This is a genomic window from Paenibacillus castaneae, assembly GCF_002884445.1.
Classification (GTDB): Bacteria; Bacillota; Bacilli; order Paenibacillales; family Paenibacillaceae; genus Pristimantibacillus; species Pristimantibacillus castaneae.
This window is the reverse complement of sequence record NZ_KZ614144.1, coordinates 3,090,015-3,109,938: the sequence shown is the minus strand read 5'-3', so window position 1 is coordinate 3,109,938 and position 19,924 is coordinate 3,090,015. Positions and strand designations below refer to the sequence as shown.

Below are 19,924 nucleotides of genomic sequence, written 5' to 3'. Positions count from 1 at the left end.
TTCTTTATTATATAGGAAAAGAGTGAAACATACCAAAAAATAATGTTCCCTTCAAATCATTAGCTCCAGCCAAAAGTATGAGACTTCTTCCATTGGAGAATAATAGGAATAACTATTTTATCGTAATGGGAGTGGTATTGAATGATGCTTGACTATATAAATATATTTTGCAGAACGATACTTGCTTTTATCATTCTTATCATAATATCAAGAATACTGGGCAAGCAAACGGTATCGAATATGACGTTTCATGATTTTGCAACTGGCATTACGATGGGAGCGATTGCTGGAAATTTAGCATTTAATACCAAATTTCCAGTTTTATATTTCATTTTCTCTTTAGCCGTATTTACTGCAATATCCTATACTTCATCTTGGGTCGCTCTTAAATATCCGAAAACCAGGCATTTTATTTCAGGAGCTCCTACGGTGGTCATTGAAAAAGGAAAAATACTAGATGGAAATATGCGAAAGATTCATTACACCTTAGACTCCCTTAATCAGTCCTTAAGAGAAAATGATATATTTAATATCAACGAAGTAGAATATGCCACTTTAGAGACCAATGGACAGCTGTCCGTATTGAAAAAAGACCAATATTTGAACCTAACCAAGCAAGATATACATATGGCTTATGGTGTCTCGAATTTTCCTATTGAATTAATTATGGACGGAAAGCTGATGAATAAAAATTTAAGCCAAAATAAAATACCTGAAGACTGGGTAAGGCAGCAGATTAATGAGAGGGGCAAGCAGCTGTCTGATATTTTCTACGCCGTCAAAACGACAAATGGCAGTCTTGTTTTTGATTATTATGATGATAAATTAAACCATCCGGTCGACAAAGAATAATTTGCTTTCTCATATCCCGATGCCATTACAACGATGGTTTCGGGATTTTTGCTTATTATGACCAACTAGTGGAATAAAAGACCACATGAGATACCTTTTTTTCTTAAATACTAATGGTATGCTATAGCTATACTTAACCATTAATCGTAAAGGCGGGATGTTTATGTCATACTTATCCGTTAGTACCTGGAGCCTGCATCGAATATTAGGGCCTCTCCGCTGGACGGTTTGGAATGCTGAAGCCGGCATACATGAAACAAACGAACAAGAGCAGCCGCAAATCCTCACTTTACTTGAATTGCCTGCTGCAGCAGCTGCATATGGGTATCAAGCGCTGGAGGTTTGCCACTTTCACTTCCCTTCTACCGAGCCTGCTTACTTAGAGCAGCTTCAGCTTGCATTTAATGAATCAGGCGTACATTTCGATACGCTATTGCTTGACTATGGCAATCTTACATCAACAGATGAGCTGAGAAGATCAGCCGATCTTTCTCTTATCGAGAATTGGATTGATATTGCTTCCCAATGCGGCGCGAAACAAATTCGTGTCATTGCCGGCGAAGCCCCTCCAACGGACGAAGCTGCTATACAACTTTCGGCCCAATCTTTATTCAAGCTTGCAGAATATGGGACAACTAGAGGCGTTCGCGTTATTACGGAAAACTTCAAGCCGCTTACTTCAACGGCCGACAGCAGTCTTAAGTTGCTTGAACAAGCAGGCGAATATGTTGGATTCATAACTGATTTCGGAAATTATCATGGTCCTGACAAGCTGGATGAAATAGCGGCAACGGCTCCTCTAAGCGTATCCGTTCATGTCAAACCGACGTATGATCAAGACGGTGTTCCGGATCAAGCGGAGCTTATATCCTACTTGAATAAGGTTCAAGAGGTTGGTTTTCAAGGCGCTTATGTGTTGATCTACGATGGTCCGGGAGATATGTGGCACGGTCTTGAGCGGGTTAAAACAATCGTCGAGCCTTATATTACAGCGCGCTAAGCACTTCTGTTTTTACTAATAAAAGCTGATAACGGATACCTCATGGTATCGTTATCAGCTTCTTTCGCGCTGCGAACAAGCAACGGAATCATTTTTTATTCCAACTATCTTTCAACGGTACGATACGGTTAAATACGAGCTTTTCGTTGGATGTGAACTTCGTATCTATGCAAAAGTATCCATGACGGAAAAACTGGAATCTTTGGCCCTTATGCGCATTTTTGACGTAAGGCTCCACCAAAACGTCCTTTACGATAACTTTTGAGTGAGGGTTGATCAGTTCCATCCACTCCCCGCTTTCATCCTTCGGTATGTCCTGCTCCAGCAGCAGCTTCTCATACAGATGAACATCAGCTTTTACGGCATGCTCCGCTGCAACCCAATGAATCGTTCCTTTCACCTTCCGACCCGTAAATCCGGTGCCGCTCTTCGTATGCACATCATACGTGCAGTGAAGCTCTGTGATTTCACCTGTTTCGGGGTCTTTCATCACTTTATTGCACTTGATGAAATATGCTCCTTTCAGCCTTACTTCTGAATTCAGACTGAGCCGATGAAAACCTTTCGATGGAATTTCCATAAAATCGTCTCGTTCTATATAAATAGTTCGACTGAATGGAACCTCTCTTTTCCCCAGCGCCTCATTTTCACTGTTGTTTTCAACCTTTAACGCCTCCGCGCTATCATCAGGATAGTTGGTAATGACAACTTTTAAAGGATGGAGTACTGCCATGACACCAATCGTAGATGCCTTTAAATTCTGTCTGAGGGAATGCTCCAATAACGAGAAATCTACCGTGCTTTGGGTACGTATACTGCCTATCTCCTCGATAAAGCTATTAATACTTTCCGGTGTGAAGCCTCTTCTTCGCAAGCCGCGGAGCGTTGGAAGTCTGGGATCATCCCAGCCGTCTACATACTCCCCTTCCACCAGCTGTCGCAAAAACCGTTTGCTTGTCACAACACCGGTCAGGCTAAGCCTGCCAAATTCTCTTTGACGCGGCGGCTCATTCATGCCAAGCTCCCGTAATATCCAGTCGTATAAAGGTCGATGATCTTTGAATTCAATCGAGCATAAGGAATAGGTGATATTCTCTATCGCATCTTGAATAGGATGAGCGAAGTCATACATGGGATAGATGCACCAATCGTTTCCCGTTCTGTAATGCTCAGCATGAACTATTCGATATATAACAGGATCACGCAGGTTTATATTGGGTGAGCTCATATCGATTTTGGCGCGAACAACCTTGGAGAAGGCAGGAAAGTCACCCGCTTTCATTTTCGTAAATAGCTCCAGATTTTCCTGAACGGATCGATTTCGATAGGGGCTGTTCCTGCCCGGCTCCGTTAAAGTTCCACGATGCTCCGTTATTTCTTCAGGTGTCAAATCACATACATATGCCTTTCCATTCTTGATCAAGGTGACGGCAGCATTATATATTTGTTCTGAGTAATCTGAGCCGAAATAAATATGTTCTCCAGCATCGTAGCCAAGCCACTTCATATCTTCGATAATCGCTTTTACGTACTCCATGTCCTCCTTAAGAGGATTCGTATCGTCAAACCGCAAATGAAAGGTTCCTTTAAACCTTTGCGCAATAACATGATTCGTGTGTATGGCATAGGCGCTTCCGATGTGAAGATAGCCATTGGGCTCAGGCGGAAATCTCGTGCACATGGCCCTGCTGAATGCTCCCTCTTCTAACTCTTCACTGATCATTCTCACTAAAAAGCTTTCGGTTTGATGCATCTTCTCATGATCCAATGACGACTCCTCCTAATGAACGTGATAAGTGGTAAAAAAAAGCACAAAAAAAACTTCACCTCCAAGACCTCTTGTCTTGGGGACGAAATTTTCGTGGTACCACCCCAGCTTCATTAATATGTCGCCATATTAACCTCTTCAAGTACGGCATTGCGCGCAATGCTTATACTCTAGCTCTATAACGGGAGCTCCCGTCACGCAATCCCCAACAATGGCGGCTTGGTTCCTGCGTGCTGCTCAGAGACTTGTTTCGGGAAAATATGCTTTGCTCCTTCTCAGCTGCCGGAGCTCTCTGTACAAGAATGTTTTTCCTTACTCTTCTCATCATCGCGTTTAAATATGGCTTAATGATAACAAACTGTTCCCTTATTTGTAAACTCTTATAACCCATATTAGATATATTTTAGTTATTATTCCAATGTATATGCTTCTTATTCGCATTATGATCACGAACGGGAAAACCTGCATGTAATTCACCAAATGATGCTCATTCTTATGATAAGTTTACATAACATATATTACGTAAACTAATTATTGATCCACTGCATTTTTGAATTGCGTTGTTTACATAACTTATTTTATGTTACCTCTTATGTAAGTTCAACGGAATTTTGCTCGAAATATTATTCATTGCTGATCTTAACTGCTTATTGTCAATATGAGTGTAAATTTGTGTGGTTTCGATACTCGCGTGTCCAAGAAGCTCCTGCAGCGTTCGAATATCGGTTCCGCTTCGTATTTGCATCGTTGCAAAGGAGTGGCGAAGCTTATGACTTGACAGCCGTTTATCAGCAAGGGACGGATTCTCTTCCTTGAGCAGCTTAATTGTATCGTCTGCAACGGTTTGAATCATTCGAATCGACAGCCTTCTGCCGAATTGGGACACAAAGAAAGGCTGCTCCTTCCCTTGTCTTGAATCCTTTCGTTCTGCAAGAGCACCATTCAACACATCCTGGAGCGCAGTTGGCAAAGGAATGACACGCCATTTACGGCCTTTCCCTAATATATGAATCGAGCCGTCCTGACGGAAGTCCTGCACATTCATCCGATGCACTTCGCCCACACGCAGACCAGCATAAGACATTAAGAGCACAATTGCGACATTTCGAATATAATATTTCCCCTGAATCGATTGAAGCAGAGCTTCCAGCTCATTTTCCTCCAAATAAACAGGTATGCGGTTTTTCTCCTGCTTTGACTTTGCGATAAGTGCAGCGGGATTGCCCTCCATATGCTCCATCTCAATCAAAGCTTTAAAAAAGGAGCGCAGTGAGCTCAGCTTCCGGTTGCGAGCTTCATCGCCCGTTCCCTTCTCCCGGCAATGGGCCATATAACGCATAATGTCCATTTTTGTAATTTGCTTCGTTTCGGTTGGATAGACCGTTTGAAGAAAATAGCTGACATCGTTCATGTAAGCCTGATGAGTCGATTTGGTCATCCCTTTATTTTTCATCCAGATGGAAAATAACTCTAATTCTACGCCGTAGGCATCCATTACCTCATGTTGTCTATTTTTCAATTTAATGCCTCCAAAATTCGCTTCTATGTACTCTATTTAGGCCGTATAACTCTATTAATCATAGCTGAAAAGCGCTTCAAAAAGCAAATTGCGTGAAATATGTATTTCACGCAATTATTTTTCCACAAAAAAAGCGGCTCTACCGTTAAAAGTAGAACCGTTTCGTGTTCATTCTATAATGGGTCCATGCTTACCCCTTGCGGAATAATTTGGGCGATCTGTTCACGCACATTGCGATCATTTAGCTTGTCTCCAAAAATAACAATAGTTCCGCTATCTTCGCGAGTTCGAATTAAACGACCTATCCCCTGTCTCAAGCGCAGCAGCATGTAAGGCATGTCGACATCTTCGAACGGCGAGCTTGCATCCGCGCGTCTTGCTGAGAATAAAGGATCGTTCGGAGGAAACGGAAGCTCCCACACAATAACCTGAGATAAGGACGGGCCTGGGATATCCAGCCCCTCCCATAGCGTAACCGCGCATAATATACTTGGCTCATCAGTCTGAAACTCTTCTATTAGCGAGCTGATTTCTCTAGAGCCTTCATATAAGAAGCTATACTTCTGATAATCAGCATGCTTCTCCGATTCCTGCTTGAATCGCTCCAGCTGTTCCATCGAAGGAAATAACAGAAGTGTTCTTCCTCCAGATTTCTGCAGCTGCTGATACGTTTTCTCTATCTTTTCTTCCATAGCGATCAAATCGCCCGCTTGCGGAACGAGCAGCTTCATTTGCTTCTCATATTCATATGGTGAAGGCACGGAGAAGGATAATGCGCTTTCCAGTCCGAGAATGTCCATCATATATTGAAATGATCCGTTAACCGAAAGCGTTGCTGAGGAAAATACGATTGGCATTTTACGAGAAAATACCTGCTCCTTCAATACTTCCTTCACCCACTTTGGCATAATGACGAGTGAAATGCCGTCTTTATCCTGCGACACCCAGCTTATCGGCTTATCTTCACGCTTGTATAGCGAAAGCGCGAATTGAATCATTTCCAAATGCTCTTCAACAATTTTCAATTGGTAGGTGTCAATCGTATATAAGCCGCTTTCGAAGACGAGCTCCTCTTCAATGACCGACAGTGTATCCTGCAATCGATTAATTTCGCGCAGCAGATCCTCGCTCCAAATAATTTCTTTACGATGAGATGCTGGCACCTTCACACTATTCTTGTTAATGAGCTTAAATAAATGCTCGCTCTGCATAATGGCGTCTTCTACAGCTACTGCGAGTGTTTCACGAATTTCTTCCTGAAGCAAACGGATCACAATGCTTTCAAATACAGCATGATTCAGCTTATACGTTAACGCTTGCTGTGCAGCTGTTTCGAGCAAATGTCCTTCATCGAATACGACAGAGCTATGATCCGGCAATAAAGGAAGCTGCCCTTCCCGCTTCCTTGCTTCGTATGTCCATACATGCTCCATATAGAAATCATGCGAGCAAATAACGACATCTACTGCTTTGCGGTAATGATCTCGCGATAGCGTCTGGCCGCAGCGATGTCTTCGGTCACAAACCATACAATCCTGAAAAACATCCCATCCAAGCTGGCTCCACTGCTCATCATTCAGGTTCGGATATTCTTTCCGATTTCCATAAGGATGAAAGCTTTGCATAGAATTTGGCTTGTATACAAAGCTCGGCAATTCCTCATAAATGCTTTCGAACAGCGCAGCATCGTCCTGCCCCGATCTTGCATCCTCCAGCTTATTTAAACAAATATACTGGTCGGCAGATTTCCCTAATCTCGCGTCTATGACCAAATCCAAGTGACGCGCTAGCTTTGCAATATCGCCTTCAGGCTTAACCAGCTGCTCGATCAAAGACTCATCTGCGCATGCGATAATAGCCGGTTTTCTAGTATAACGCGCATAGCTGATCGCATATAACAAGTAAACCAGTGTTTTGCCTGTTCCGACTCCTGCTTCTGCAAATATCGTTTGCTTATCCGCAAAAGCACGTTCTAGCTGAAATGCCATATATATTTGTTCATCTCGGATCTCAAAACCCGCTTCCGGAAGCTTTTCATAAAAAACGTCAGCAATCCAATCGCTCGCCTGCTGGATAAAAGGTTGTTTCGGATCAAATTCAAAAGGATAATTGTTCACGATGGCTTGCCTCCATGTAGTAGGCACAAACGGCTGCGTGAGAGCACGCAGCCGTTTTGTGAGGTTCCTGTACTAAGCATAATTTCTAATATACCATATAAACAACGATTTAGTCAAAGAATGCTGGCTCCCCTTATTATTCGATCCATTTGATCAGATTAGGCGCAGCATCCAAAATAGATTCATATTGCTCTTTCCATCCATAGATGGCATCTGGATCAAGCTGCTTATAGCGCTCATATTTATGAATACGGTCCTTCTCACGGGCCCAGCCGAAATGCTTCACCCGCATACTTGAGGTTTTGGGAGTCACTGAATAAATGTTTTGCGGAAACCTGCCGCAATGCTGCGGCGTTTGTTTCCATTCATAAGGATAACCCTCAGCATATTTGAGCAGAAACGGCCGGTAGACAGAGTGTGCATTCCAGAAGCTGTCCTCGCGGTATTGATCCTCGGACCAGAAATCATAGAGACGAAATAAATACACATATGCGGTCTGGTCTTGAAGCAGCTGAGGCAGCTCTGAATTGAATTTATCTTCGAAATATTCATCAGCGTCCATATTCAGAATCCACTGCGGCCGGGTCCGAATCGTTTCCTCCCACTGCTGCATTCGAAGCTGCACTTCATTATGAAACTTCGATTCATCATTCTTAATATACGTTAAGGGAATGCCGGCAAGATACTCGTGTACAATCTCTCCCGTATGATCTGTACTTCCATCGTCAATAATGACGGCATGGTCTATATATTCGCGATGATGCTGAAGCACGTCTCTCAAATAACGATCGCCTTCGTTTTTGACAATCATAGACAAGGTAAGCTTCGGAGCAGCACCTGGCACTATGATGAAGGGAGCTCCAGTCTTATTCACTGCTGCTTCCTTAGGCAGCGATTGAGCGGTTGATTCCATAAACAAATCCGCGCGTATAAGATCTGAGTCTCTATAAATATGAAATGCAGGATATTTCGTGTCAACATGCAAACTGAGGCCAAGAGCAGCCGCACGTACGCAGAAATGGCGGTCTTCTCCCCAGAATGACAGATTAGGTATCTTGCGAAACGAAATATCCTTTTCTAAGCCCGTTCGCGAAATATAGGTGCAGGCACCTAAACCGCCAACCTCATAAATACCGGGAATTCTCAGCTTCATGACTAGTTGAATTGCTGCGTCGGCATCTTCACCAGCCGTCATCGTTCGATCGGATTGAAATGGCCAATACGTATCTTTCAGCCAAACTTGAGGCAGCTCCATCGTTCCTGGCTGCCACTGCGTCCAGAATATGGTGGAGATAATGTCCTTCTCAGCTAAGATTAAAGATTGGAGAGCAGCGGGGTGCATCAGCAAATCGGAATCAATCAGAAATAATCCGTCATATCCTTGATCTCTTGCAGTAGTGATGATGTCATCCTTCCAGCTCGCAATTTTGTCAATAAGCTCATTACTCCAATAATGTGTGTGCTCATTACGAGTGTAAACCGTTAATAGCTCGCCTTTCTTCAATAGAGACATGGAGCCGTTTGCCTCCTGCTGCTTGGTTATAAACTCATTTAGAATGGCGGACGACTCCTCCACATCATTATCATCAATAAAATAATAATCAATATGATGGTCCACGACAGATAGCCGTTCTAATGAAGATAGAAAATAACGCAATACGGGCGGCTTCTGACGAATGGGACTGCCTATTAATAGACGCTTCAACGAAATGCCTCCTTTAGCCGGGAGATAGTCTCGGAATGTTAATGCTTATGTAGCATATGCTTGGAATATCTAATTGCTTCACTATTAAAAACGGAACGGGGGCAACAACATAGCTGCAATGAAAACTTGGAATTTGAAAGCATTGCTGTATGGTCTTCTATTGCTGAGCTTTGCCGATGCTGCGTTTACAGATCTTGGCCTGCGATTGGGTCTGATTGAAGAAATGAACCCGCTTGTCAAAGAAATCTATAATTGGCATATTGCCGCCTTTTACGGATTGAAGATAGTGCTTCCTTTGCTCCTGATCGTTATTTTCTATCAACTAAAGAGCAAGGCATGGATTAACCCATGTATTCTTTTGGCGGTTTTGCTTTATTTTATCGTCAATATGTATCATTTGATCTGGATCTACTACGGTATCGCAAGCGGTCAGCTTAGCTTTGATTTGTTTTAACCATCTAATCCTTTACCTCTAAAGTGAGCAGTGTATAATAACTAGTAGAAGATTTCACGTATCGCTTATATTCAAAGGGAGAATAAAGGAGTTTGTCACAATGATGGACGCGCGACAGGCTTTGCCGCTTACGTTACTTAAATTTGTTGTAAAATGGACAATCGTATCCAGCATCGTAGGCCTCTTAACGGGCTCGATATCGGCATTTTTTCTAACTAGTCTGGATTGGGTAACAACGACCCGTATGAGCTTCCCGTGGCTGCTCTGGCTACTGCCAATAGGTGGGGGAATCGTGAGTTATACTTATATGAAGGTAGGAGGCTCTGCCGGCAAAGGCAATAATCTGATTATTGAACAAATACATACTGGCAATGGCGCTGTTCCGCTGCGAATGGCACCTCTCGTACTTTTTGGCACGTTAACTACTCATTTATTCGGAGGATCGGCAGGACGCGAGGGAACCGCAATTCAAATGGGTGGAAGCCTCTCCGAATGGATTGGCAAGCTGCTGCGATTAAGTCCGCTTGATCGAAAAATCATATTAATGTGCGGAATTAGCAGTGGATTTGGAGCTATATTCGGAACACCGCTTGCAGGAACCATATTCGGGTTAGAAATTCTCGCCATCGGCGCTGTCAGTTATGAGGCGTTATTCCCCTGCTTTATCGCAAGTTATGTTGGACATCTCGTAACGACGGCCTGGGGCATTGAACATATTCATTATGAGATGGGAGCCATTCCTGCACTTGATTGGTTCTTTATTGTAAAACTAATCGCAGCATCGATTTTGTTTGGACTAGCTGCTTATCTATTTATTCGGCTTACTTCAGGACTGAAAGCATTATTCAGCAAATGGTTTCCGAACCCTGTCTTAAAGAGCATGATCGGAGGATTCATTATTATTGCTCTTGTATATGCGCTTGGTACAAGGAACTATTTGGGCCTTGGAATTCCGCTCATCCAGCAATCGTTTCAAGAAGCGGTTTCTCCTCTCGTCTTCTTATTGAAAACTATATTTACGTCCATTACTCTTGGGACAGGCTTTCAAGGAGGCGAAGTAACTCCGCTGTTCGTTATTGGTTCAACGCTTGGCAGTGCGCTTGCCGGCCTGTTCGCTGTATCGGTACCTTTCCTCTCTGCAATCGGATTTGTTTCCGTATTCAGCGGTGCAGCCAAAACACCGCTTGCCTGCTTCATAATGGGAATTGAATTATTCGGTTCTGAAGGCGCCGTTTACCTCTTTATCGGGTGCCTCATCAGCTTTATATTCTCAGGCCGAGCCGGTATTTACGAGGCTCAGAAGAAGAACTGAACTCCTTTACGCTATTAATAGCAAAACAGCCTGTCCCTCCACTCGAGGAACAGGCTGTTTTTAGTTTTGTGTATTGTTTTTAGAAATAGACGATATACACAACAACAGCTAGTACGATCCGATAAACCGCGAATGGCACGAGCTTGATTTTGTTAATAAGCTTTAGGAAGAAACGAATAGAGATAAGTGCAAATACGAAGGCACTAATAAAACCAGCAATGAAGAATGGCAAGGAATCAAGCGTGAAATACTGCCAATTTTTCATTAAGGTTAGCAAGCTCGCACCAGCCATTATAGGCACTGCCATAATAAATGTGAAGTCCGCGGCAGCGCGGTGACTCATTCCAAGCAATACCCCTCCGGAGATTGTCGAGCCAGAACGTGAGAAGCCCGGCCATAGCGACAAGCATTGAATCAAACCAACAGAGAGTGCTTGCTTATACGTAATCTGATCAACTGTTTCTACTTTTGGTACAGCGGGTCTAAACTTATCGGCTGCAATCATCAGTAGCGCGCCAATAACGAGACCAAGTAGGACAGTTCGAGTGGAAAATAAATACTCATCGATGTAATCATCAAACAATAGTCCGATTACAGCTGCTGGAATTAATCCAACAATAACATGCGTGAGCTTTAATCTCTTCTGGGGAACAGCCGTAACTTGTCCCTTTTTCTTCATGAAACGATTTAAGCCTAGCAAATCAATGAATCGATTTCGGAAAATAATTAACACCGCTAAGATCGAGCCCAGTTGAATGACAATTTTAAAGGTGTTGGCTACGTACTTCGTAAGAAATTGTTCCGATTGAAGCCACATATCGTCGACGATGACCATATGTCCCGTTGAGGATACGGGTGCAAATTCCGTCAGCCCCTCAACAATTCCTAAAATAATTGCTTTTAAAATCGTCAAAAAATCCATCTGAAATTTAATCTCCCAACTGATAGTCTGATTGAATAGCAAGGTGAACCTAGCATTTCAGTTTCTATCTTAAAACGATTCTACCTCATAAATCAATAGCATTTACGAAGTTGCAACAATTGATTCAACCAAACCTTTGACGGTAGCCGCATTTCCTGCATAATTCTTCTACTGCTTCTCTGCGGGAGAATCCTTCATAGAGCTTCGTTGAACGCTCATTTTCTATAATATCCGAGAAATGTGTTTCATGAATATTCCCTAAATTAATGACGCCCTCCCCGTCTAAGCAGCACGGGATAACCGTGCCGTCGATAAGAATGCCCGCTTGGTTGCGAAGCGCATGACAAAAGCCTTTGCCATCATCCTCGGGCTCCTTCAAATCCGGCCATTTGAATTCAGGATCTTGATTAAGGTAGATGCGATCGGCGATTTTAACACCTGTTCCAGGAATGAACTTCTCTTCGATTTTGTAATCGAGATTAAATGCCTTCTCAATCATGCTTAGCAGCTCACGATTTTTATTTTTCTGCTGATTCGTTTCATTATCCATATCCAAATTCCATAGTCGGAATGAAATGATAATATTGCTGGTCGCTACCGCTTCCTTCACAAAGTCCAATATTTCAGCAAGATAGCCCTCCTTATTTGTAGAGCCAGCGTGTCCGTCAAAGCTGTGCAAGGAAAAATTGATTTGCCTTAACGCCGGCTTATTCAGCAGCTTATGCTTGTTTTTCGTTATTAGCGTTCCGTTTGACGTAATATTTACTTTAAAACCTTTCTCATGGGAAATATCGAGCAGCTCGTCCATTTTGGGATGAAGCATCGGCTCGCCTTTGACATGGAAATAAATATAATCCGTATGCGGTTTAATTTGATCTAACGTTTTCTTGAAATCCTCTACCTGTATAAATCCCTTCGCACGCAAAGTCGGCGGGCAAAAGCTGCATGACAAATTGCATATGCTTGTCGTTTCTATATAAAACTTTTTGAACTTTTTCATTTGTACTGTACTCCATTCCCCGTTGTCGCAACTAGCGATTTACCGCTTTAGCTCATATTTTCATTTATAGTCTATCGCTATTATACAACGCCGAAGCGGCAAGTGACAAAAAGGAATAAACAGCAGTGCCGATTATTCCTTTCACTCGGTTTTTTCAGTCTGCTGCGCATGAACGCCGTTCTCCATAAAACGATCCTTAAGCTCATTTGTCGGCAGCATGCAGACGTCCGTCTTGCCAAACCACCGGTAGCGGTTCTGAGCGATAAGATCATAAAACACGTTTCTCCAAGCCTGCGGTACGGCAATGAACACATATAACAACGGCCATAAACCATCTAGCTCCCGCAATACACGGAGTGCCGCGCTTGATTTAATGAAATATTTGCCGTTTTGTATCATGACGAATGTATTTAAATCACCAGTCGCCAGCTTTCCATCCCTAAGGAACTGTTGACCAGCTTCAGATTGAAGCGAAGCAAATTGAAACGTTTTTGCTTTATCACGCTTGACCACAAACCGAGTAATGCCATTGCATAGCAAGCATTGTCCGTCGATGAGCAGAACGGCTGGCCGCTTTTTTTTGAACATATATTTTATAGCACCTGTCCTTTCTATTCCTTACATTATAAACCCACTCACAGCAAGCATACAGTTCCAATATAGCTAGAACAGCAGACAAAGAGGTACTACATTCCGTAGTACCCCTTTATTTTTATTAATCCTGGTCATTCCACGGAAAATCCTCAAAAAAATCCTCTTCTCTTAACCTTCTCCACCGCTTCTTTGCTGCTTTTAACACCGAATTTTTTCAATATTTTGTTCACTTGATTTTTCAACGTACTTTCCGCTTTATACAGCTTCTTCTCGATTTGCGATTGCGTATATCCCTCTTCAATGAGTTCGAAAACCTCACGCTCCGCTCCAGTTAGCTCCTTCAGCTGCTCCTCCCGTTTCAGCCGGGACAGCTCCTTTAGCAACGCTTCCATCGGTGCTGGATGATGATAAGCGCTGCGAATCGCTTGCGGCAGCTCCAAATAACGTGATTTCTCTATATATTGAACAGCCCCTGCAGTAAAAGACTGTGTCATCGATTGCTCATCCTGCAAGGAAGTCAGCATGATGATCTTGGCGGATGAATACTCATGCAGCAGCATCGCCGTATGGATTCCATCGAGCTTACTGCCGTCAAGCTGTATATCCATTAGAATAATATCGAATGCATTCATTTGCGCCATGCTGATCGCTTCGTTCGCATTCGTTGCTGCTCCAATAACAAGAAGATCCGCTTCTCCATTAAGAAACGTGGTCAATGCTTTAATCCAATCGGCATCATCATCAATGATTAACACTCTAATATGACTCATCTCTATCCCCTTCCCTGCAAGCTCTATAGAAGTTTTCTCTTTGGCCAATAAAAAGAAACAATGGTTCCGCCGCCTGCTCTGCTTGAAAGTGCAACTTTTCCGCCGCTTTTCTGCATAACATTATAAACATAAGACAAGCCGAGGCCGAAATTCCGCCCCGTTTTCCCGCTGCTGTAGAAAGGATCAAACACTTGATTCTGCTTCTCGGCAGGTACGCCTATTCCGCGGTCAAGGATCAACAGCTCAATGCCTCGTTTATGAGGATGCAGCTCTATTTCTATCAGGCCTCCACCCGGCATCGCCTCGCAAGCATTCATCAGCACATTGCCAATTGCCTCGCTAAGATGAACGCTATCACATAAGATAATGGGAGAAATCGAATACGAAGCTTTTATCCGGATCTTTTGCTTGGAAACAATAGCTTCGAACTGCTTCATACATTGGTTAATAAGCTGATCAAGCTGAACAGGCTCCTCTTTCAGCGTAATATTTTTCATTTGACTATGAATGCGTGTCACCATCGCCAGCATATGATTCGAAGAATTGGTAATGATCTCCATATGCTGATGGGTTTGTTCATTGCTTTCGGGAAACATTCTTCTTAAGTTTTCGGTGCTAATAGAAATTTTGCTGATTTCGTTCTTAATCGTATGATTAAGCAACGTGGTTCCCATGCTGACGGCTTTCATCGTACTTTCCAATGGATCATGCTCGATGCGTACTCGCACTCCTAGAACGCCATATATAAAGGTGCAAACCAGAGCAACTGCCAATGAATAAATAATGAAAATAGAAATATAATCAAAAAATTCAAAATCTGGCGAAAAAGCTTTTGCTACATAAATAAACATCAATACTCCAAGCAAGGTAGGCACAATAATAATCGCTGTTATGAATCGGTTGCGGCGCAGCTTTACTTCAGGCTCCCGCCAGAAGGAGTAAATGAGCAAATAGCAGGAAATCAAAAAATACGGAGCGCTCCACAGCAGCAATAAAAAGAAAAATAATGATAAATTGGCCGTTAAGCATGCTTCAGCAGCCATTGCAGCTACAGGCAGCAACAAAATCAACTTTAATACGCGCCATTTTCTTATATTTAATGGAGACGCTCCAGCATAGACGATACTGAAAATAAGAACGGAATAAGGCGTGCAAGTATAGTTGATGAATTGTATCGTTTGAGCCAATGTAGTGTAACCACTCTGGTATATGAGTTCATAAAGCCCGCCGATTGCAGCGCTCGCCAAAAATATTGCAGCCCAATGATTCGTTTCATGGCGAGGGTTGTTTAATAGCACAATCACTGCTGCCAGCATTAAAGCTATAAAATAAAAGAGCATGCGTGCGACCTTCCTGTCATCAATTGATAACTCTATCGTACCATATCGCTAATATATAAAAATCCCAATCCAGAAATAAATGCTGGATTGGGATTTTTTTTAGTAATCTGATTTTGGTTTACGAGGCTGAGGTTTAGGTTTATTCTGAACGGCCGGCAAATGCCGCATGCTTCTGAGCATTGGACCTTTGCATATCGGACAAGTTTGCTCAGTAGCCGCAAACTCATCTCTTACCCACGCCTTGCAATCCGGATTTTTACACTTGAAAATTTTAGTTGCCTTTAATTTCGGTTTTTCGTCTTCGCTAGTAGCCACGCTTATGTTTTCCCCTTTACTTACCTAGACTTATCTCATTAAATATTAACTACATTAAATATGTTGGAATAACGCAAACTGGCTTAGACACTATAGCACTATTGCCAGTATACTCCAGTTTTCCGTTTTGTTGATCTACTTTAAAAATAGTGATGTTGTCCGTATCGCGATTTGCTACAAGCAAATATTGACCGCTCGGTGTCAAAGCGAAATGCCGTGGATGGCCGCCCTCTACCGAGATATGTTGAACAAAGCTTAACAAGCCTGTTTGCTCGTCAATGGCAAATACAACGATGCTGTCATGCCCTCTATTTGATCCATACACAAATTTACCGTCTGCTGAGACACAAATTTCCGCACATGAATTCTCATCCTTGAAATCAGCAGGCAGTGTGCTTACCGTTTCTATAGGAGATAGCATTCCACTTCCCGCTTCATATTTATACGAAGTAATAGTGGAATCCACCTCATTAATAGCGAACACGAACTTTCCGCTCGGATGAAAGCTCAGATGGCGCGGTCCGGCACCAGGCTGTGAGCTTACCTCGCTTTGGCGAACTAATTTCTTATTTGTCTCATCAATCGCATACGTTATAATTTGATCAAGCCCCAAGTCCGAAACGAGTAAAAACCGACCATCTGGACTGTAGAAAGACGAATGGGGATGAGGGCGATCCTGACGCTCAGGATGCTGACTGCTGCCAACATGCTGCTGCACATCAAGCTTCTCACCAATTCGGCCATCCTCGGAAAGGCTAAATAAACCGACCATTCCGCCATGATAGCTCGTAACTGTCAAATAACGGATCTCTGCATCCCGCTGAATATGACAAGTTGTTGAATCAACCGTTATTTTTCGTTCAATGAGCTTAATTGACCCTTGACCAGCATCAATCGTAAATACGGCTGCTTCACCAACCTTTTTACCCTCGTCATTAACGGTTTCAGAAATGGCATACAACAGATTGCGTACCTTGTCTACATTAAGAAAAGTCGGGTTTTTAAGGCCTGAATGCTCGTCAGTGCGCGTTAATGTACCTGATTGCTCATCAAAAGCATATACATAAACGCCGTTATCTTCTGCTTCCGCATATGATCCCACAAAAACTAGCAAACGCTGGTTATCTACTTTCACGTTTTGTTTCCCCCCCTACCATATTTCAAGCAAAGCTTGTTTTCCTTCTAAAAAGACACCGATGTTTATTATATAGTGTGATGCTGCTCCAGACAAATCCTTTATTCGGATTTAGGTGCATTAGGTGAACATATTCCGTCTGTGCATAATTCATCATTACTGCCTTCATTCACTTGGATAAAGTTAGGATATTTCTCTTCCCAAGCTTTATTTAATGTGTCAAGAAATACCTCAGGGCTTTGCGCGCCAGAAATGGCGTACTTGCGGTCGATTATGTAGAATGGTACGCCGCGAATGCCAAGCCGGCTGCCCTCTTCTTCCTCATTCCGAACAGTATCCCCGTATTTATTCGTTTCCAGCATAGCTGCTACTGCTGCAGCATCTAATCCAGCTTCACCAGCAAGCTCTGCTAGACGAGCACGATTGCCTACGTTTTCGCCATCTGTGAAATAAGCCTTGAACAGCCTTTCAGAGAGCTCCTTTTCCTTGCCTTGCTCTGAGGCGAAATGGACCGTACGATGCGCATCAAATGTATTTGTAACCACCGTCCCGTCAATATTGAACGTGATGCCTACAGCTGCTGCTTGTTCTGTTACGCTATTGGTTGAAGCCTTGGCTTGTTCTATGCTCATACCGTATTTGGCTGCGAGCATACTTAAAGTACTCATATTAGAATTCGAGTCTGCGCCTGGGTCAAGCTCGAAACTGCGGTAGACTGTTTCGATCTTGTGTTTGTGCGCGAATTTCTCTAGTGCAAGCTCAAACTTTCTTCTGCCTATATAGCAAAACGGACATACGTAATCCGACCAAATTTCAACCTTCATGATGAGTGCCTCCAAATTATTATTTTGAAATAGGATTCCCTAACTTATATTGTATCATGTTTAGTTATGACATTGAAAACCTACACAGCTCAAAAAAAGAAGCGATCCTTAGCGGAAGTGACTTGCACTTCACAAGAAGAATCGCTTTATTGTGCTAAACAGCAAAAATATGGTGACCAATCTTCCCAACCTGCTTACGTGACCAGATCCATTTGGATGTAGCCGTATCCGGATTGAAATAATAAATGGCTCCGTTAGTCGGATCATTGCCTCTCACTGCTTCAATCGCAGCTTGATAGGCCGATTGATCCGGCTTTAGTTGATACTGCCCATCGTCAACTGCAGTGAAAGCTCTAGGCTGCTCAATAACGCCTCTTACCGTATCTGGAAAACCATCAGCTGCTACACGATTCATGACCACTGCACCAACCGCAACTTGTCCTTTAAATGATTCGCCTCGTGCTTCTGCATAAATAATTCTAGCCAGAAGATTAAGCTCATGCTCATTCACAGAAACCTGCTTGAGTGTTTTCCACGTTTGTTCGCCTGCAATTCCATCGGGCTTTAACCCATACTCCTTCTGAAAACGAGTCAAAGAATTCAACGTTTTAGTACCGAAATATTCCGTAACATCCGTACTGAAGTAGCCTAATGTTTTTAAACGATATTGAAGATCTGGGACATCAACACCTGTGCTGCCTACTTGAAGCGTCGCTGGAGCAGCAGCATTCGCAGCTTCCAACGGAAAACCGAGTGCCATCATAAAAACAATTATAACAGTCATGCTATGTTGTAAAAATTTATTATTCACGAATGAATAAACCCCCTTTTTATTCAGTAATAATCATTTATTATTAAAAATTATAAATAATATTTAATTCATTACCCGACTGACTCGTTCGATTTTAACACAATTACTATATAAAAGTAACATAGAATGGTTAATTGCATACATTTGCTAATTAATATCATAATTATCTCTTGAATGAAAATTTGATATTCAATTGAGAAGCTCCTACTCGGACTTCAAACCGTATGATATGATCAATTTAGAAACTCGAATATAAATTTATCCATTTTATGCGCAGGAATTTGTTTACATAATAATTATTATGTTTATTTCATTACATTAAATAATAAGGCTATTAATTACATGAGGTGATTGGAATGAATATATTAAAACAAAAGGATCGTGAGGAGCTCGATAAGAAGCTGCCGACTATGCCTTGGTATATTGAGAAATTTATTAATTTCAAAATGCCTGATTTGTCGCCTTCTTCATTAGTAGAATATATAAGAGATTACGATACCTTTCTAAGGTGGCTAATGGCGGAAGGTTTGTCAGAAGCGAATACCGTCCAAAATGTTACGCTGCTCGAGCTTGAGAAGCTGCATATGGACAGCATTGACGGCTTTCGCATGTATTTATCTACGTATAAAGCCGAGAGGAACAGCAAGACGACAATATCCCGAAAGCTCTCCTCGCTTCGTTCTTTGTTTCATTATCTAAGTCAAATTGCGGAGGATGAAGAGTTCTATCCTCTCCTTAAGCGGAACGTTATGGCCAAGGTCACCATAAAGCGGACACATAAGCCAAAGGATACCGCAGCTAAGCTGGAGGGCAAGCTGCTGCAAGAGGAAGAAATAACGGAGTTTATGGCCTATATCAAGCAGCATTACGGTACGGATGTGTCCTCCAATAAACAAGCGCTCTATTCGTATGAGCTCAACATGATTCGCGATGCGTGCATAATCAGCTTTATTTTGCATTCCGGATTGAGGGTATCTGAGCTTGTGAATTTGAATGTGGATGATATTGATCTGAAGAAGAAGCTGAGCTATGTATACCGAAAAGGTAAAAATGATGATACGTTCAAAACGCCAGTCTACTTTCGACAGGAGGCAGTTGAGGATTTGCAAGCTTATTTAACGCTTAGAGACGTGCGTTATAAGGCTCCCAAACGGGAAAAGGCGTTATTCCTCGCTATTGCTAACGGGAAGCAGGAAGGCTCCCGCATGACGAAACGCGCCATTCAGGAAATGGTTATTAAATATGCGAAGCGCTTCGGCAAGCCCTACTTATCTGTTCACAAGCTGCGACATTCCTTTGCCACCGATTACTACTTGCGCAATGATATTTATAAGACGCAGGAGCAGCTAGGACATGCCTCGCCGGAAACGACCCAAATCTATGCTCATTTAACAGACAAAACAATGGCTCAGGCAATCGATCACAATAAAGAAAAGGAGGAATCACATTAGCGCGTACATGCGCATTGTGACCCTCCAATTCAAAG

Annotated in this window: 18 protein-coding genes and 1 other annotated feature; of the genes, 5 read left to right on the top strand and 13 right to left on the bottom strand. The window is 42.6% G+C overall.

Annotation, left to right across the window (positions count from 1 at the left end; translation table 11 throughout):
* Positions 1-141: 141 nt before the first annotated feature.
* Together CEF13_RS13785 and CEF13_RS13780 are read left to right on the top strand one after the other, a co-directional pair.
* Positions 142-852, top strand: coding sequence for a DUF421 domain-containing protein (locus tag CEF13_RS13785; RefSeq protein ID WP_341806283.1), 711 nt, complete (start codon positions 142-144; stop codon positions 850-852).
* Between the two features lie 163 nt (positions 853-1,015).
* Positions 1,016-1,852: a sugar phosphate isomerase/epimerase family protein gene (locus CEF13_RS13780; RefSeq protein WP_102711223.1), complete on the top strand. Its 837-nt coding sequence runs from the start codon at positions 1,016-1,018 to the stop codon at positions 1,850-1,852.
* A gap of 88 nt (positions 1,853-1,940) precedes the next feature.
* Here CEF13_RS13780 and CEF13_RS13775 read toward each other — a convergent pair whose 3' ends face one another.
* The 4 genes from CEF13_RS13775 to CEF13_RS13760 all read right to left on the bottom strand — a co-directional run bounded on the left by CEF13_RS13775 (position 1,941) and on the right by CEF13_RS13760 (position 8,961).
* Entirely contained in the window at positions 1,941-3,605 is a 1,665-nt protein-coding gene (locus CEF13_RS13775; protein WP_208414489.1) for a glutamine--tRNA ligase/YqeY domain fusion protein, read from the bottom strand.
* A 90-nt stretch (positions 3,606-3,695) separates the two neighbouring features.
* Positions 3,696-3,957 (bottom strand) — a binding site (T-box leader).
* Positions 3,958-4,203: 246 nt separating this feature from the next.
* Positions 4,204-5,139 carry a tyrosine-type recombinase/integrase gene (locus CEF13_RS13770; RefSeq protein WP_243864459.1) on the bottom strand — a complete coding sequence of 312 codons (936 nt, stop codon included), beginning with the start codon at positions 5,137-5,139 and terminating at the stop codon, positions 4,204-4,206.
* Positions 5,140-5,312: 173 nt separating this feature from the next.
* Complete coding sequence (locus CEF13_RS13765; protein WP_102711221.1) at positions 5,313-7,256, bottom strand: ATP-dependent DNA helicase; 1,944 nt, start codon at positions 7,254-7,256, stop codon at positions 5,313-5,315.
* A 136-nt stretch (positions 7,257-7,392) separates the two neighbouring features.
* Entirely contained in the window at positions 7,393-8,961 is a 1,569-nt protein-coding gene (locus CEF13_RS13760) for a glycosyltransferase (protein ID WP_208414464.1), read from the bottom strand.
* Between the two features lie 118 nt (positions 8,962-9,079).
* Here CEF13_RS13760 and CEF13_RS13755 point away from each other — a divergent pair, with 118 nt between their 5' ends.
* Together CEF13_RS13755 and CEF13_RS13750 are read left to right on the top strand one after the other, a co-directional pair.
* Positions 9,080-9,415 (top strand): DUF5658 family protein, encoded by a 336-nt coding sequence (locus CEF13_RS13755; protein WP_102711219.1) that lies wholly within the window; start codon positions 9,080-9,082, stop codon positions 9,413-9,415.
* A 103-nt stretch (positions 9,416-9,518) separates the two neighbouring features.
* Positions 9,519-10,727: a voltage-gated chloride channel family protein gene (locus CEF13_RS13750; protein WP_243864494.1), complete on the top strand. Its 1,209-nt coding sequence runs from the start codon at positions 9,519-9,521 to the stop codon at positions 10,725-10,727.
* Positions 10,728-10,806: 79 nt separating this feature from the next.
* Here the strand turns inward: CEF13_RS13750 and CEF13_RS13745 are convergent, their stop codons facing one another.
* The 9 genes from CEF13_RS13745 to CEF13_RS13705 all read right to left on the bottom strand — a co-directional run bounded on the left by CEF13_RS13745 (position 10,807) and on the right by CEF13_RS13705 (position 18,411).
* Positions 10,807-11,649 (bottom strand): undecaprenyl-diphosphate phosphatase, encoded by an 843-nt coding sequence (locus tag CEF13_RS13745; RefSeq protein ID WP_102711217.1) that lies wholly within the window; start codon positions 11,647-11,649, stop codon positions 10,807-10,809.
* A gap of 124 nt (positions 11,650-11,773) precedes the next feature.
* Positions 11,774-12,649 carry a radical SAM/SPASM domain-containing protein gene (locus CEF13_RS13740; RefSeq protein WP_102711216.1) on the bottom strand — a complete coding sequence of 292 codons (876 nt, stop codon included), beginning with the start codon at positions 12,647-12,649 and terminating at the stop codon, positions 11,774-11,776.
* 141 nt (positions 12,650-12,790) lie between these two features.
* Entirely contained in the window at positions 12,791-13,237 is a 447-nt protein-coding gene (locus CEF13_RS13735; RefSeq protein ID WP_102711215.1) for a thiol-disulfide oxidoreductase DCC family protein, read from the bottom strand.
* Between the two features lie 155 nt (positions 13,238-13,392).
* Positions 13,393-14,013 carry a response regulator transcription factor gene (locus CEF13_RS13730; protein WP_102711214.1) on the bottom strand — a complete coding sequence of 207 codons (621 nt, stop codon included), beginning with the start codon at positions 14,011-14,013 and terminating at the stop codon, positions 13,393-13,395.
* A gap of 23 nt (positions 14,014-14,036) precedes the next feature.
* Positions 14,037-15,353: a sensor histidine kinase gene (locus tag CEF13_RS13725; protein ID WP_102711213.1), complete on the bottom strand. Its 1,317-nt coding sequence runs from the start codon at positions 15,351-15,353 to the stop codon at positions 14,037-14,039.
* Between the two features lie 99 nt (positions 15,354-15,452).
* Positions 15,453-15,668: a cold-inducible protein YdjO-related protein gene (locus CEF13_RS13720; RefSeq protein ID WP_102711212.1), complete on the bottom strand. Its 216-nt coding sequence runs from the start codon at positions 15,666-15,668 to the stop codon at positions 15,453-15,455.
* A 49-nt stretch (positions 15,669-15,717) separates the two neighbouring features.
* Complete coding sequence (locus CEF13_RS13715) at positions 15,718-16,803, bottom strand: lactonase family protein (protein WP_102711211.1); 1,086 nt, start codon at positions 16,801-16,803, stop codon at positions 15,718-15,720.
* A gap of 101 nt (positions 16,804-16,904) precedes the next feature.
* Positions 16,905-17,627: a DsbA family oxidoreductase gene (locus CEF13_RS13710; protein WP_102711210.1), complete on the bottom strand. Its 723-nt coding sequence runs from the start codon at positions 17,625-17,627 to the stop codon at positions 16,905-16,907.
* A gap of 154 nt (positions 17,628-17,781) precedes the next feature.
* Positions 17,782-18,411 carry a cell wall hydrolase gene (locus CEF13_RS13705; RefSeq protein WP_102716375.1) on the bottom strand — a complete coding sequence of 210 codons (630 nt, stop codon included), beginning with the start codon at positions 18,409-18,411 and terminating at the stop codon, positions 17,782-17,784.
* Positions 18,412-18,794: 383 nt separating this feature from the next.
* On the opposite strand from CEF13_RS13705, the gene xerS reads away from it, so the two are divergent.
* Entirely contained in the window at positions 18,795-19,889 is a 1,095-nt protein-coding gene (gene xerS, locus CEF13_RS13700; RefSeq protein ID WP_102711209.1) for a tyrosine recombinase XerS, read from the top strand.
* Positions 19,890-19,924: the final 35 nt, after the last annotated feature.

Coding starts and splice junctions, on each gene's coding strand:
- CEF13_RS13750 (WP_243864494.1), top strand. CDS start 9,519: ATGGACGCGCGACAGGCTTTGCCGCTTACGTTACTTAAATTTGTTGTA.
- CEF13_RS13735 (WP_102711215.1), bottom strand. CDS start 13,237: ATGTTCAAAAAAAAGCGGCCAGCCGTTCTGCTCATCGACGGACAATGC.
- CEF13_RS13780 (WP_102711223.1), top strand. CDS start 1,016: ATGTCATACTTATCCGTTAGTACCTGGAGCCTGCATCGAATATTAGGG.
- CEF13_RS13730 (WP_102711214.1), bottom strand. CDS start 14,013: ATGAGTCATATTAGAGTGTTAATCATTGATGATGATGCCGATTGGATT.
- CEF13_RS13705 (WP_102716375.1), bottom strand. CDS start 18,411: ATGACTGTTATAATTGTTTTTATGATGGCACTCGGTTTTCCGTTGGAA.
- CEF13_RS13745 (WP_102711217.1), bottom strand. CDS start 11,649: ATGGATTTTTTGACGATTTTAAAAGCAATTATTTTAGGAATTGTTGAG.
- CEF13_RS13775 (WP_208414489.1), bottom strand. CDS start 3,605: ATGCATCAAACCGAAAGCTTTTTAGTGAGAATGATCAGTGAAGAGTTA.
- CEF13_RS13740 (WP_102711216.1), bottom strand. CDS start 12,649: ATGAAAAAGTTCAAAAAGTTTTATATAGAAACGACAAGCATATGCAAT.
- CEF13_RS13710 (WP_102711210.1), bottom strand. CDS start 17,627: ATGAAGGTTGAAATTTGGTCGGATTACGTATGTCCGTTTTGCTATATA.
- CEF13_RS13755 (WP_102711219.1), top strand. CDS start 9,080: ATGAAAACTTGGAATTTGAAAGCATTGCTGTATGGTCTTCTATTGCTG.
- CEF13_RS13725 (WP_102711213.1), bottom strand. CDS start 15,353: ATGCTCTTTTATTTTATAGCTTTAATGCTGGCAGCAGTGATTGTGCTA.
- xerS (WP_102711209.1), top strand. CDS start 18,795: ATGAATATATTAAAACAAAAGGATCGTGAGGAGCTCGATAAGAAGCTG.
- CEF13_RS13785 (WP_341806283.1), top strand. CDS start 142: ATGATGCTTGACTATATAAATATATTTTGCAGAACGATACTTGCTTTT.